Raw genomic sequence first — 14,300 nt, 5'->3', positions numbered from 1 at the left:
CCTTCTGCTCCATGCCCCATGCTCTCTGCTTACTCACTCTTTAAACTTTTCACCGGATTAACTAATGCCGCTTTGATACCCTGAAAACTAACGGTAAATAGGGCGATAGCTACGGCTAATATGCCTGCCAGTGCAAACATCCACCATTGTATATCAATTTTGTAAGCAAAGTCTTGTAACCATTGGTTCATGGCATACCATGCTAAAGGAGAGGCAACCAGAATAGAGATAAGTACCAGCACTAAGAAATCTTTTACGAGCAATTGCACAATACCGCTTACCGAAGCACCTAATACTTTTCTGATACCTACTTCTTTTTTACGTTGCTCTATCATAAAGGTTGACAGCGCAAATAAACCTAAGCTGGCAATAACAATGGCCAGTACGGCAAAAGCCGAGAATATCTGTTGCGTACGTTGCTCGCTGGCGTAGAGTGCCGCAAATTTTTCATCTAAGAAATAGTATTCTATCGGCCCTGCCGGATTAAAACTATCCCATTGTTTTTTCAAGTCGGTCAGAAAACCATTTACATCTTTTGTATTGATTTTAATAACCATGCCCCCATAGTTTCTGCCAAGCATCATCATAGCCGGAGCCACTTTTTGTTTGACTGAGGTATAATTGAAATCCTGCACCACACCTAATACCTTGAATTCTTTCTGACCTGACCGCACAATGCTTCGGCCTATCGGGTCTTTGCCTTTCCAGCCTAATTCACGTACAGCAGATTCATTGATAATTACCCCTGCCGAATCAGTTGAAAACGCTTTTGAAAAGGCACGTCCCTGCTTTATTTGCATGCCGAGGGTATTGATATAGTCGTAATCAACATTAAAAATATCAATATGAATTTCCACGCCGTTGCCTTTCTCATCTTTCGGATATATCTGTGTTCCATTGAGGTTATTATTGCCCGGCACCATCCGTGATATACTCGCCGAAACCACCCGGTTATCCTGTTTCAACTGCTCCTGAAAAGCCATCTGGTTGTTGCCTAATACTCGTGTATCGGGCATGAATATCACCTGGTCTTTATCATATCCCAATTTCTTATTCTGCATATGTTGCAGTTGCTGATACACTACAATGGTAGCAATAATCAGCAAAGTAGAAACTGTAAACTGGAATACTATCAGGCTGCTCTGTAAAGGTCTTTTCTGCTTACCATCGGCAAATAATACCCCTTTCAAAGTCTTGATGATGCCAAAGGACGACAAGAAAAAAGCCGGATAAATACCTGCAATAATGCCAGACACAAAACTTACTAAAAAGAGTGCGGCAACCACGTTGTAGTCAAGGAAAAACCAGAAACTCATTTGCTTATCTGCCAACTGATTGAAATAGGGAAGAAACAGGAAGATAAGCAGATAGGCAAACAGCATGGCAAAAGAAGTGAGCAGGATAGATTCTGCCAGAAACTGCCAAACCAACTGTTTTTTAATAGAACCCAATACCTTGCGGATACCTACTTCTTTAGAGCGTTTAGCCGATTGTGCGGTTGATAAATTGGTAAAATTAACACAAGCCAAAAGCAGAATAAATATAGCCAAAGCCGAAAATATATAGACATATTGTATATCGCCACCCGGTTCTAATTCATATTTCGTATCTCCATATAAATGCAGGTCGGTGAGCGGTTGTAACAAAAAGCGGAAAGTCTCTGTTGATTTCTGAGCTTCGGCCAGACTAATACCCATATCTCGTTGCACTTCCGGTACTACATATTTCATTACCAATTGCGGAAACTTTGCTTCTAACTTGCTGGCATCGGCATTTTTGTGTAATTCAATATAAGTATGTGGACCTAAATTGCTCCAGGTAGGATTTTTGACATGCCAGGTTGACATACTCAAAAAAGCATCGAAATGAAAATGTGAGTTGTCAGACACTTTATCGAACACACCTGTTACCTTATAGGCTGTTTGTTGCGCGCCTACTGCCAGCGATTTACCGATAGGGTCTTGACTACCAAAATATTTGGTCGCCATAGCTTTCGAAATCACAATGCTATTAGGGTCGACCAAAGCTTTTTCAGGGTTGCCTTCTATGAGTGGGATAGAAAACATCTGCATAAAATTGGCTTCGGCAAACGCTAAATGTGTTTCTTTGAAATGGTTATTTTCAAATTTGATAAAATCAGTGGCTGGTGAAACCCTCGTAAAATCTTTAATTTCAGGAAATGTATTTTTCATGCCCTCTCCTACTGCATAATCTGCATTGGGGTACGTAGCAACATTTCCATTTCCGGTAACTGCTAAGTTGACCCGATAGATTTTCTCTGCATTAATTACGTGCCTGTCATAACTCAATTCATTATACACAAATACAGCAATGAGCATAAAACAACTGATGCCGATGGCTAATCCGAAAATATTGATGGCTGAAAAGGCTTTATGGCGAATCAGATTCCGCCAGGCGATAGTAAAGTAATTGCGTATCATAATTTAGTGAGTGAGTGATTATTTAATAGACGACTGAATGGGTAATTCATTACAGTAAGCTTATTAAAGTTAGCAAAATCATTCTATTAATTAGATACAGACTACACCCAATCAGAAACTTTCTAATTAAAGAGAAGATATTAATTGCTACTAACCTTTAAACCACGGAGTAGCACTAAGTTTAGGACACAGAGTTTCACGGAGCTTTTTAGCTATACAACCGAGCCTCGGGCGTTCCGAGTTACTCTTTGGTAAAATATTGTTAATTAATTTCCTTCCTGCTTCGCAATTACTTTTTTACATTTTCATTTTACAGCAATGGCTGTCGCATTTCCTCATCTGATGCGTGCCACGCTCATGCTCTTCCGAGTAGAGGCGTGACACGCAAGCCACGCACTTTTCAGTTTCAAAACCCTATGCCCTCTGCCCCATGCCCTATGCCCCCTGCCCTATGCTCACTCACTCCGAAGGCTTTTTACCGGATTAACTAATGCCGCTTTAATGGCCTGAAAACTGACTGATACCAATACAATGATGATAGCCGATATGAGGGTAGTGAGAAATACCCCTACCCCTATGCTGATACGATATTTATAATCTATCAGCCATTGCTCCATGATATACCAGCCAATGGGTGCGCCAATGGCAAAAGCAACCAACAACAGCCGGATAAAATCTCTGGTTAATAACTGCACAACACTAAACACAGGGGCACCTAAAGCCTTGCGGATACCGATTTCTTTGGTGCGTTGCTGGGCTGTATAAGCAGCCAGCCCGAACAAGCCCAGACAGGCAATGAAGATGGTAAGTCCGGTAAAAAGACCTGTTAACGTGCCTGTCCGTTGCTCGTCAGCAAATTTTGCTTTGTACGATTCATCGGCAAACAGGTATTCAAACGGATAGGCAGGGTTGTATCTGGTAAAAATCTTTTCAAGTTTTGCCACATTATCAGCCATCGGATTAGCAGGATTCAGACGGATACTCAGCCAGCCCAAGCCAATCGGGCCACCGGGGCCTTCAATCAAAGCCGGATTAATCGGATCGAAAGGAGAGGCATAAACAAAATCTTTCACTACGCCTACCACGTGCCAGTCGGTATTACCGAATTTAATGTTTGTGCCTACCGGATTTTTAAGTTGCATGGTTTTCACGGCCGTTTCATTCAAGAGCACAGCCGTTGAATCGGTAGGATATTGACGGACATCAATTTCTCTGCCTGCTACCAGACTCGTACCCGTTGTTTTTACAAAATTGGCATCAGTCCCGAATCTGTCAAACTCAATATCTTTATCGCTTTGTGTGCTACCCGGCCACATTACCCCCCATTGACGTAGATTAACACTCGTAATAGGCCCTAATGATTTACCCATAGATACCACCGCACCACTCTCTATCAGTTCTTTTTGCAGAGCCTCATAATGCGAGGCTAACTCACCCGACAGCCCAGTAAAAATCAGATTTGTCTGGTTAAAACCTTTATCCCGGTTCTGTGCATAATCAATCTGCCGACTAATGATTAAGGTAGAAACAATCAGCACAATGGCAAAAGTAAACTGCACTACTACCAGAATTTTACGGGGCGTAAAAGCCGCTCTCTGCGAACGTAGCATGCCTTTCAGTACCTTTGAAGGCTGAAAATTGGCGAGAAAAAAAGCAGGGTAAAATCCAGCAAGTAAAGCTGTAAATACTAAAACTCCTATAGCAGAAAGCCAGAAATAACCGGAAGTAACATTTAAAGAAAGTGTTTTACCTGTCAACTGGTTAAACATTGGCAGGCTCAACACAACAATAAGTAAGGCAAAAAATCCTGCAAAAAAAGTCAGCAACAGCGACTCGCCAATAAACTGGATTATGAGCGATAGTTTCTGTGCACCTGCTACTTTTCTTACGCCTACCTCTTTGGCTCTTTTCTCACTTCTTGCCGTGCTCAGGTTAATAAAATTCACTGCCGCTATCAGCAAGATGAATAGGGCAATGAGGCCAAATAAACGCACCGTTACAATGCGCCCCTCAACCAATTGTCCGTTTTCCTGTTTGGAATATAAATACCATTTACTGGCCGGATGCAGGAAAATCTGACGATTCTTTACATCGTCTAAAATCCCTTTCAGGTGTTCGGCGGTTACACTTTTAATTTTCTGGTTTACCAATGCTTCGTCTGCATGCTCCTTTAATAGCACATAGGTAATATCATTGTTCGACTCCCACGCATCAGACCCCCAACCGAGATTCACGAAATAGTTGTAAGGCAATAAATAAGACAGATTTCCGAATTTGCTGTGATCGGGTAAATCTTCGAGTACACCCGTAACTGAAAAACTTTCTTTGTTATCAACCTGAACCACCTTGCCTATAGCCATTGTAGTACCAAATAATTTTTCGGCCAGTTCTTCGGTAATCACAATGCCATTATTACCTGCCAGCACACTTTGTGCATGACCCGATTTAAGCGGAAAATCGAATAAACTCAGAAACGAAGGGTCAACAAAAGCCCCATTGGCATTCATTTTTGTATCTCCTACGCTCAGGGTTAATCCTGTAGAACGAAACCTTGACGTTTCTTCTATTTCTGCATAATTCTCTTTCAGAGTCGGCCCCAAAGGTCTTGGGGTTGCCTCCCATACCTGCGGTGTGCCGCTGAAAATATCTTTGTTATAAACCTGATACAGTCGGTCGGTTTTACTGTAAAAGCGGTCGTATTGTAACTCGTCCTGTATCCACAGTATAATCAGCGTGCAAGCGGCTATTCCTACGGCCAGACCACTGATATTGATAAACATATAGCTTTTGGCACGCATCAGGTTGCGAAAAGCGATTTTAAGGTAATTGCTTAACATAATGGGGTTAATTAAAGTATAAATAGTATTCAAATCATCAGCTTTCGCCGACAACCGACGTTTCAGGTAATAAGGCCGGCAAAACCGCAGCACCTCCCACACATACAACCAACGTGCTTTGGTCAGGCCTACCTCTTCCACCTGCACGTCAAACTGCTCGTGCATATCGCCTTGCAGTTCTTCCGCCAAATCTTCTGGTAGAAAGTATGCAAGCAGTTTATCTGCCCATTTAGGGGGTGATATGTTTAGTTGGTTTTTCATTTTTTTGTTTTGTCTTGAACTTTGATTTAGCTGATTGACCTGATTTCACTGATTCAAAATCAGCTTTGACAAAATTTTCTTCAAAAAACATCAGTTAAATCATTATAATCAGTTAAAACGGTACACGTCGCGGCACAGTTCAGACAATATATTAAATCAGTGAAATCACAAAATCAGCGGACGCCGCGCGGGTAAATCAAAGTTCAGACAATCAATCATAGTTCAGATAATCAATCACAGTTCAGACAATTTCAAACTCTTTATTGGATTGATTCCCAAGCTAAGCGTGCCACGCACGTATTCTTCCGAGTAGAAGCGTGGCACGCAGGCTGTTCGGTTTCACCCCATGCACCATGCCCTTAGCCCCTTGCTCTCTACTCACTCTTCAAACTCTTCACCGGATTCATGGTGGCAGCTTTAATGGCCTGAAAACTTACTGTTAGCAAGGCAATACTAATAGTAAATACTCCGGCCGCTACAAACACCCACCATTCAATATCAATACGATACGCAAAATCTTTCAGCCATCTTTGCATCAGGTAATAAGCCGCCGGAAAAGCCACTACCATAGCCACGATAACTAATACTAAAAACTCTCTTGTCAGCAAGGCATATACATTCTGGATACTCGCCCCCAATACTTTTCTGATACCTATTTCTTTGGTACGAAGCTCTACCGCATAGAGTACCAATCCTAACAAACCTAAGGAGGCTATCAGAATAGCGAGGGCAGAAAAACTGGTAGCAATTTTGCCTGTCTTCCGGTCGGATTCGTATTGACGGTTGAAGTCTTCGTCCATGAAACTATAATTCAAAGCCTGTTCAGGTATACGGGCTTTCCATTTAGATTCTATCTGACTGATTAAGCCCGGCAGGTTCTGCGAAGAAACTTTCAGGGTAATACTGCCTCTGTCTTTGCCATAAAGAAAAGATAATGGCGTAACCTCCTCTCTCAGACTACTGAAATTGAAATTTTTAACAATGCCTATCACCGTATAACTTATCATTTCTTTATTTTCTATACCGTTGAGGGTATAAATTTTCTGTCCTAAGATGGCATCGCCCCCAAATTTTTTAGCAGCTACCTCATTCAGAATAACGGCGGTGGTGTCGGTGCTGAACGCTTTCGAGAAGTTTCTTCCTTTCAAGAGTTTAATTCCGAGTGTAGGAATATAATCTTCATCAATTGTCCAGTTCTGCATCGATACCGACCCCTCAAGGCTTCCGGTAGGATTGTTTAAAAAAGTATTACTTGAGCGGTTAAAATTAACAGGCAGGAAACCACTCATAGAGGCCGCTTCAACCCCCGATATATTTAATAACTCATCTTTAAAACTTACGGCCTTGTCTCCTAATGACCCGATATTATGTAAGGTCAATAACTGCTCACGGTTGTACCCTAAATCTTTTTGCTTGATAAATGCTAACTGACGATAAATGATAATAGTACCAACCAGCAGAATAATGGTAATGCTGAACTGAAATACCACCAGTGAATTGCGGAACCAACCTGACTTAAAGCCTTTAGAAATTTTACCTTTCAGCACCTGGCTGGGTACAAATGAAGAAATGAAAAAGGCAGGATAGGCACCAGAAAACAAAGACAAGACAAGCATCAATAACAACGATGACAAAATTAGCCTCGGTTGCAGAATCTGCTGAAACGATAAGGATTTATTGGCCAGTTCGTTGAACGAAGGCAGCAGTACAAAAAGAAGCGCATACGAGACAAACAAGGCAATAAACGAAAGTGCAAGAGACTCAGACAAAAACTGGGCAACAATGCTTAGTTTGGTGCTGCCCATCACTTTGCGCATGCCTACTTCTTTGGCCCGGTTAGTAGCCACGGCCGTAGAAAGATTAGTATAATTGAAACTGGCCAACAGCAGAATCAGAAAACCGATTACCGAAAAAATATACACATTATCAGGGTTGCCGTTGCCATTGAGTTCTCCTATTTTATTAGATTTTAAGTGAATATCTGTCAGCGGCATCAGGCTTATATTAGCAGCCCCGCCGGATTTCAACATATCTTCTAAAGTCTGGTTAATAACTGCTTTTAATTCTAATGCTAATTTTTCATGATTCAGCTTAAACATTTTCGACTGCAAAACCGCCAGATTGGCATCTTTACGTACAGCAATATAGGTATTATAGTTCTGGCTCAACCAGGTAGTAGCCTTACTGTCTTCGTCGTCGGCCATGGGTACAAATACATCAAAATCAAAGTGCGATTGCTTAGGCATATCCTCAATAACGCCCGTGATTTTATAAGTTTTTCTATCGGTTACAAAACTCTGCCCAACTATATTGGTGCTGTTAAAAAACTTCAGGGCCTGTGTTTCATTCAACACCAGGGCATTTGGCTCATTTAACGCCGTTGCCGGATTACCGGATAAAAACTTAAAATCGAAAATATTAAACAACGTGGAATCGGCATAAGCTACACGGTCAACCGGACGCACCTGTCCGTCTTTCTTCAATAAAACAGTACCTTTCCAGCGCAGGCGTGTATAATTTTCTATTTCAGGAAAAGACGCCTTAAATACCTGCCCCATCTGTGGCGGCCCCACAGCTAAATCAAAATAATTACCGGCAAATTTCAGTTCATTGTCAATCCGATAGATTCTGTCTGCTTTTTCGTGGTAGCGGTCATAGCTCAATTCATCATTCACATACAGAAATATCAGCAAGCAGGTGGTAAGCCCGGTTACCAGACCAAATAGGTTGATAGCACCAAAGGTCTTGTTTTTCAAGAGGTTTCTCCAGGCGATTTTCAGGTAATTGCGTATCATATAGGGGTTTATTAAAAAGTAATAGTTGTTCATCGTATCAGCCTGTGCAGAGAGGCGACGTTTCAGAAAATAAGGTCGGCAAAACCGGAGAGCCTCCCACACATAGAGCCATCGGGCTTTGGTCAGGCCTACCTCTTCCACCTGCACCTCAAACTGCTCGTGCATATCGCCTTGCAGTTCTTCAAACAAATCGTAAGGAAGCACCGATGCAAGCAGTTTATCTGCCCATCGTGGTGGCTGTGGTATTAGAGGTTTTTGCTTTTTCATAATCTATTTTGTGATTGTCAATTTTCAATTGCAGATTGTCGAATGAAGTTAAACCAATTGACAATCTGCAATTGACATTCGACAATTTAGCTAAATGAAATTTTCGGAATAGCGCTCCATAGTTCGTTCCGAACCTGGCGCATCTCATCTAATGTACGTTTGCCCAAGCCAGTAATACTGAATAATCTTTTCCGGCGACCACCGCGTTCGTTAGTAGCTCCCCCTAATGCCGAGCTCACAAAGCCCTTTTCTTCCAGTCGGTACAAGGCAATATGCACCCCACTAAGCGTAATTGCACGGTCGGTACGTTTTTTGAGTTCAGCCGCAATGGTAACCCCGTATGCACCCCCTTCCAGCACGGCTACAGTCAGCAAAACCAGTTCCTCAAATTCTCCTAAATAGGGTCGTCCCATAGTATCTGTATTTAATCAGGTTATTTCATTATCATTTGCTAAACAAATAAAGCCGAATGTATCAACTCATTCATAAAGCCTGCCGGATTTATTTCATTCATATTTGCTAAACAAATCAGGCCGGGTTTATCAAATCTATCTCCTAAGCTAAACCCACATGTATTTCATTGATATTTGCTAAACAAATGCAGTGCCAAGTTCAAAAACCCCGTCAGAAGCACAATCTGAGAGGTTTGGCAAAAATCAACTGTCCGAAATCGTACAGTTGCCTGTCCGTTTTTGGGCGGGTAAACAGTAGCTAAACGTAACCCGAGGCAAACAATTTTCCCTTTCAGTCAGTTTATAAAACGAGCTAAAATCCATACAACTATGACACGCACAGTCGCACAAAAGATGGGTATCAAACCCCATAGCAAAGCCCTGTTTATCAACGCTCCCACCGAAGCCATAGAAGCCATGCAATTGCCTGAGATAGAGAGCACCGACAAACCGACAGGCGAGTTTGATTATATTCATCTGTTTGTCAGGAGTCAGGAAGAATTCAGAGCGCAGTTTCCCAAGCTCAAACCTCATCTGAAATTAGAGGGTATGCTGTGGGTTTCGTGGCCTAAAAACAAACAATTAGGCACCGACCTGTCGATTACCAAGGTCATCAGCATTGGTTACGAATCGGGTCTGGTTGAAAGCACAGCATTGAGTGTCAACGCTGTCTGGTCAGCCATTAAATTCACGCACCCCAAGAAAGGGAAAGAATACCATAATAGTTATGGGCAACTCAAAGAACGGACTACGAATCGGTAATTAATTGGTATCAATTGGAATATTTATGTAGCCATTTTTTTTGAAACCACATCTTTTGGAAAATACAAGTGTTACAAGTGCAGAATTAGAAGATATTTTCAGAATAGTGCAAAATTCGGTAATAACAAACTCAATAGTACCGGAGGAACAGAAATCTTCGTAGCCAGAATAAAAGAATAATCACCCCGGCGTGTCATCGTGCGCCGACCGTGCCTCTACTCGTCTGTAAAAGGGCATGGCACGCCTATCTTGTCTTACACTAAAAAATTCAACAAAAGAATCTAACAAATAATGATGTCGCAGCCATATTCTTAGCCAAGCACTTAGGCGCGGCATATCTATATCACAAAAACTCTATTCGCTTGGTTGTTTAATTAGTCTCTGTTCGGCTGATTCTATAATCAGTCGGTGTGTCAGCCGTTTTTAAAACGGCTCACCGTTGCAATTGGTGAAACATTTTAATTTTGAGGAATCGTTCTTACAATCAAAACCTCTTCAATCACCCCTACTCCACCACTCGAACACTCAACCCGGTCTTGGCGTTAGGTTTAGCAACCTCATAAGCCACTAACAACTTGCCGTTTATTAAGAGACTGGTGGCGTTCTGGCCGTAGTCTGAGCCGTTGAGCAATTGGTTGTCTGATACCTTGCCGCCTGCTATTTTGTTATAGAAAATCTGGCTGGCACCACCTTCGGTGGTTTGTTCCCATCATTTTTACAATTTTAGCAACTTCCTTTGACTTCCTGTTTTCTGATTTAAGAAGAACTAATTGGCATCTGACTCTAAAAACGAGGGTTTTGCCTGTTTTAAATCCTTTTTCTAAGGCAAGTTTAGCCTCTATTGATAAGATTGGTGTGTTTACTCGTCCCATAGGCTAAAAATACAAAATAATCTAAACTAATTTTATTGACCTACTTAGCTTGATAATGGTTGCAGATTTACTTTAGAATATATCAACAGGGAACTTATCATGTGTTTTATCTAACAATATTAATGAGACAATAGATGGATTAGAATATTCGTTTGAGTATGTTTGTTGAATACCCACAATAAATTGTTGTTTGTACAAATGATAAGCATATTTGAATTCACCCAAATCTTCATCATCTGAATAACAAGAATCTAAAACTATTAATTTGTAATTTTCATTAACTCTTAACGAATCATTTATTTCATAAAAGGCTTTATTAAAATTCGCCCACTCTTCTTTTTTTCCGTCCTCACTCCTAAAGAAATATTGTTCATTAATATCATAAAATATTAGATTTACTTTTAGAAACATTCGTACTTCATCAAAATAAATTCTAAAAATTCTAGTATTAATTTTTTTTTCAAAAACGTTATCAGGGAAAGACTTCCAATCATTATCTATTAATTGTTTTTTTATGTCGGTGGAAACAACTGAATATATACAGCTTTCTAAATCATTAAGTAACATTTCTAACTCTACTAGCGCCGTCATATTTTTAAATTAATAGAAGGTTAAGATTCATCTTCATTCAAAAAATCAATGTATGCTTTTACCACTAATGTGAATAAGGGGTTAAACTATCATCCAAGAACAAAGGGCAGCAGCTATTTTCCCATAAATATGAATAATAAGGCCTGAACTCGAACGTACTTTGGATGCAATCTGAATATTTGTTATTTCTTGAAGCCAATGAAAGAAAGACTCAACAGGTTGCCTGATTGATGAGACTACTGTTGAGAACAGATCATTAAATGCTTGGTCAAATTGTTTAAGAATCAATGGTGTTCCTCTTTTTTCTTTTATTGGCGTAATTATTTGTGAGTTATGCTGATTTTGTAATTTTTGGTTTAAATTTTCATCAGTGTATGCTTTATCAGCTACAATAACCCGATCTTGTATGGTTGCTAAAATAGGTCTTAAAGCTGTTAAATCATGAGTTGATGCGGGCGTAATGCCTATATATTCAGGCATTGGTAAAGTGTTTATTCTACTTTTGGCTACTAAGTGCAATTTTACACCGAAATAATGTAGGTTCTTTGTAGAACAAAAACCTCTATCAACTATATCACGTGCAATTCTTGCTTTTCTTTTGGCAGAACAAGTGATAATAGGCATCGAGTCAGCCAAAACAATAGGCAAATCTGAGACAACGGTATCAAGATTTTCTATTAAGGAAGCCACCAAACCTGGAAACACAAAAGAAATGCGATTTAAACGATTGACAAAAGTTTGATAAGAGGGTAAAGCAGGAAACCAACTCTGCCAATGATTTAAAATATACTTGTGCATAGATTTTAGCTTTATTTTTTCTTGAAAACCTACACAAAACAGATAAATCGTAATAATTTCCTCATCTGTGATGTGGCCTTGATAAGAATTGTTGCTAAATCGTTGGACTTGCCAACGCAATGTACTATTATAGCACTCGCAGACATAATAGTAAAGAGAGATAAGTGTTAGTTGCATAACATCTTAACATTTTTTATTTTATGTCTGCTTTTTTACCCCTTATTCACATAAATTAATAGAAATGCAGGTAGTAGAGCATATCTCCACTACAATGGTAGGAAGAATTATAAAAAAAATGAGCTTAAGCCTTTCCAAAAAGAGCAATGGGTAATACCTGCTGAAAAAAGTGCTGCGTTTGTATGTCAAATGGAACGGGTTTTAGATGTTTATCAGAGAGAATATGACCCAATGTATCCTGTTGTTTGTAAAGATGAATCACCTAAGCAAATTATAGATTATAAGAAGTTTATAGGACAAGATGGTAAGCACTATCAAGATTCAGAGTATATAAGAAAAGGGGTCGCTGAACTTTTTATTGCTTTTGAACCTTTGGCGGGTTACAGAGAAATGAGTGTTGAAGACGACCACAAAGCCTACACTTGGGTCTATTTTATAGCACGTTTGATGGATACAATTTATAAAAATGCGAAAATGGTTACATGGGTAATGGATAATTTTTCAACTCACAAACCTGAAAATTTTTATGCAGTTTTTCCAGCCCAAACAGCTAAAGCCTATTTGGATAGAATGAATTTTGTTTATACTCCAAAGCACGGTAGCTGGCTTAATATGGCAGAAATAGAATTTTCAGTCATTACAAGACAGGAATTTGACAGACCATTTGCTGATAAAGAAGATGTTAAAAAAGTTGTCCTAAAATGGGTAAACAAAAGAAATCAAAACAAAAAAGGTGCTAATTGGCAGTTTAAAACTAAGGATGCCAGAGTTAAACTTGCAAAACTATACCCAACATTATAATATTTTTTAAACAATAGTTATACTCTCTTTTCTAATATTACAGTAAATATAGCTATATTTATCGAATGATTTTTACAACCGATTTTTCTTTACCTTAATACTTATAACATTTATTCTAACTGAAGGGCCTGTTAAATAACAGGCTTTTTCATTATAAAACATGTATCAAAAAATACTATAAAACAAATTCAGACTTAAATTGTTAGTATGGTATAATTCAGTCCATCACTCTATTTGTCAGGAAAAAGTCTATCAATTGATAGATTTTTTTTATTAACGTATATTGGCTACCTTTGAAGTAAACTACATACACACATGATAACAAGACCAATTATTCTGATAGAAGATGATACTGATGACAAGACTTTTCTGGAAGAAGCATTGTCTGAATTAAACATTAAAAATCCTCTGATTTGGTTTGATAACTGTAAGGATGCAAAGAAATTTATTTTGTCAAGTAAACAACAGCCCTTTCTTATCATTTGCGACATTAATCTGCCACTACAAAGCGGCATAGAACTAAAAAGAGAAATAGACAGTAGTGAAACATTAAGAGAAAAGAGTATCCCTTTTATCTTTTATACAACGACCGCTAATCAAGACTTTATCAGGGAAGCTTATACCAAATTAACTGTGCAAGGTTTTTTTCAGAAAAGCCATGACTTTGAAGATACAAAAAGGGATATTAAATTAATAATTGATTATTGGCTAAGGTGTTTACATCCAAACTCTAAAGCAGTGCATATATAAATTGTAATAGACAAGACTTAATCTGACAGAAGGGTGCTAAAATTAACTGTCAGATAGCATATTAATAGCATTCCAGTTAAACTCTGGATTAGATGACTGAACTGGCACTTCAGTCATTTTTTTATTGTCTTCTAAGATGTTTATTTTAAAGACCTCTTCCAAGAGCTTGTCTTTAGCTAACTGTAAACTATCCATAAAAGTTTGCATTGGTGTTTTACCATAGCAATATTTACCAGTATGAGTTCTCTGAGTATTATAATGATTCAGCCACGAATCTAAGTCTTTTTGTAGTTCTGATAAAGAATGATACAGTTTTTTACGAAAGGCAACCGCATAAAATTCATCCTGAATAGTACGATGGAAACGCTCGCATATACCATTAGTTTGAGGACTTTTGGCCTTAGTTTTAGTATGGTCAATATCTTCTATAGCCAAATATAATTGATATTCGTGTTGCTCCCTATTACCACAATATTCTGTACCCCTATCAGTTAAA

General features: G+C 39.2%; 10 protein-coding genes. 3 read left to right on the top strand and 7 right to left on the bottom strand.

Translation table 11 applies throughout. From position 1 onward, the window contains the following. Positions 1 to 29: 29 nt before the first annotated feature. The 4 genes from EWM59_RS23260 to EWM59_RS23245 form a co-directional block, all read right to left on the bottom strand. Positions 30 to 2,441, bottom strand: a complete 2,412-nt coding sequence (locus EWM59_RS23260; RefSeq protein WP_130023649.1) for an ABC transporter permease — start codon at positions 2,439 to 2,441, stop codon at positions 30 to 32. A gap of 455 nt (positions 2,442 to 2,896) precedes the next feature. Then, positions 2,897 to 5,539 (bottom strand): ABC transporter permease, encoded by a 2,643-nt coding sequence (locus EWM59_RS23255; protein ID WP_130023648.1) that lies wholly within the window; start codon positions 5,537 to 5,539, stop codon positions 2,897 to 2,899. 374 nt (positions 5,540 to 5,913) lie between these two features. After that, positions 5,914 to 8,601 (bottom strand): ABC transporter permease, encoded by a 2,688-nt coding sequence (locus EWM59_RS23250; protein ID WP_207220051.1) that lies wholly within the window; start codon positions 8,599 to 8,601, stop codon positions 5,914 to 5,916. An 86-nt stretch (positions 8,602 to 8,687) separates the two neighbouring features. Further along, complete coding sequence (locus EWM59_RS23245) at positions 8,688 to 9,014, bottom strand: PadR family transcriptional regulator (RefSeq protein ID WP_130023647.1); 327 nt, start codon at positions 9,012 to 9,014, stop codon at positions 8,688 to 8,690. A 369-nt stretch (positions 9,015 to 9,383) separates the two neighbouring features. Here EWM59_RS23245 and EWM59_RS23240 point away from each other — a divergent pair, with 369 nt between their 5' ends. Beyond that, entirely contained in the window at positions 9,384 to 9,815 is a 432-nt protein-coding gene (locus EWM59_RS23240) for a hypothetical protein (RefSeq protein ID WP_130023646.1), read from the top strand. Between the two features lie 944 nt (positions 9,816 to 10,759). Here EWM59_RS23240 and EWM59_RS23235 read toward each other — a convergent pair. Both EWM59_RS23235 and EWM59_RS23230 read right to left on the bottom strand, forming a co-directional pair. Then, positions 10,760 to 11,278 (bottom strand): hypothetical protein, encoded by a 519-nt coding sequence (locus EWM59_RS23235; RefSeq protein WP_130023645.1) that lies wholly within the window; start codon positions 11,276 to 11,278, stop codon positions 10,760 to 10,762. Positions 11,279 to 11,359: 81 nt separating this feature from the next. Continuing rightward, positions 11,360 to 12,253 carry a transposase gene (locus EWM59_RS23230; RefSeq protein ID WP_130023644.1) on the bottom strand — a complete coding sequence of 298 codons (894 nt, stop codon included), beginning with the start codon at positions 12,251 to 12,253 and terminating at the stop codon, positions 11,360 to 11,362. 54 nt (positions 12,254 to 12,307) lie between these two features. On the opposite strand from EWM59_RS23230, the gene EWM59_RS23225 reads away from it, so the two are divergent. Together EWM59_RS23225 and EWM59_RS23220 are read left to right on the top strand one after the other, a co-directional pair. Further along, positions 12,308 to 13,054 (top strand): IS630 family transposase, encoded by a 747-nt coding sequence (locus tag EWM59_RS23225; protein ID WP_130023643.1) that lies wholly within the window; start codon positions 12,308 to 12,310, stop codon positions 13,052 to 13,054. A 315-nt stretch (positions 13,055 to 13,369) separates the two neighbouring features. Continuing rightward, on the top strand, positions 13,370 to 13,804 hold the full coding sequence (locus tag EWM59_RS23220) for a response regulator (protein ID WP_229239420.1): 435 nt from the start codon (positions 13,370 to 13,372) through the stop codon (positions 13,802 to 13,804). Positions 13,805 to 13,846: 42 nt separating this feature from the next. On the opposite strand, the gene EWM59_RS23215 is transcribed toward EWM59_RS23220, so the two are convergent. Further along, the coding region (locus EWM59_RS23215) for an integrase core domain-containing protein (protein ID WP_229239419.1) at positions 13,847 to 14,300 on the bottom strand (454 nt) is incomplete at its 5' end.

Origin of the sequence: Emticicia agri (genome assembly GCF_004168285.1) — a bacterium.
Taxonomy (GTDB): Bacteria; Bacteroidota; Bacteroidia; order Cytophagales; family Spirosomataceae; genus Emticicia; species Emticicia agri.
Note: the sequence above shows the minus strand (reverse complement) of the source record. Positions and strands in the feature narration are given on the sequence as shown.

What these genes read in the sequence shown, in the direction of transcription:
- EWM59_RS23260 (WP_130023649.1), bottom strand. Translation starts at nt 2,441, where the DNA reads ATGATACGCAATTACTTTACTATCGCCTGGCGGAATCTGATTCGCCAT.
- EWM59_RS23255 (WP_130023648.1), bottom strand. Translation starts at nt 5,539, where the DNA reads ATGAAAAACCAACTAAACATATCACCCCCTAAATGGGCAGATAAACTG.
- EWM59_RS23250 (WP_207220051.1), bottom strand. Translation starts at nt 8,601, where the DNA reads ATGAAAAAGCAAAAACCTCTAATACCACAGCCACCACGATGGGCAGAT.
- EWM59_RS23245 (WP_130023647.1), bottom strand. Translation starts at nt 9,014, where the DNA reads ATGGGACGACCCTATTTAGGAGAATTTGAGGAACTGGTTTTGCTGACT.
- EWM59_RS23240 (WP_130023646.1), top strand. Translation starts at nt 9,384, where the DNA reads ATGACACGCACAGTCGCACAAAAGATGGGTATCAAACCCCATAGCAAA.
- EWM59_RS23235 (WP_130023645.1), bottom strand. Translation starts at nt 11,278, where the DNA reads ATGACGGCGCTAGTAGAGTTAGAAATGTTACTTAATGATTTAGAAAGC.
- EWM59_RS23230 (WP_130023644.1), bottom strand. Translation starts at nt 12,253, where the DNA reads ATGCAACTAACACTTATCTCTCTTTACTATTATGTCTGCGAGTGCTAT.
- EWM59_RS23220 (WP_229239420.1), top strand. Translation starts at nt 13,370, where the DNA reads ATGATAACAAGACCAATTATTCTGATAGAAGATGATACTGATGACAAG.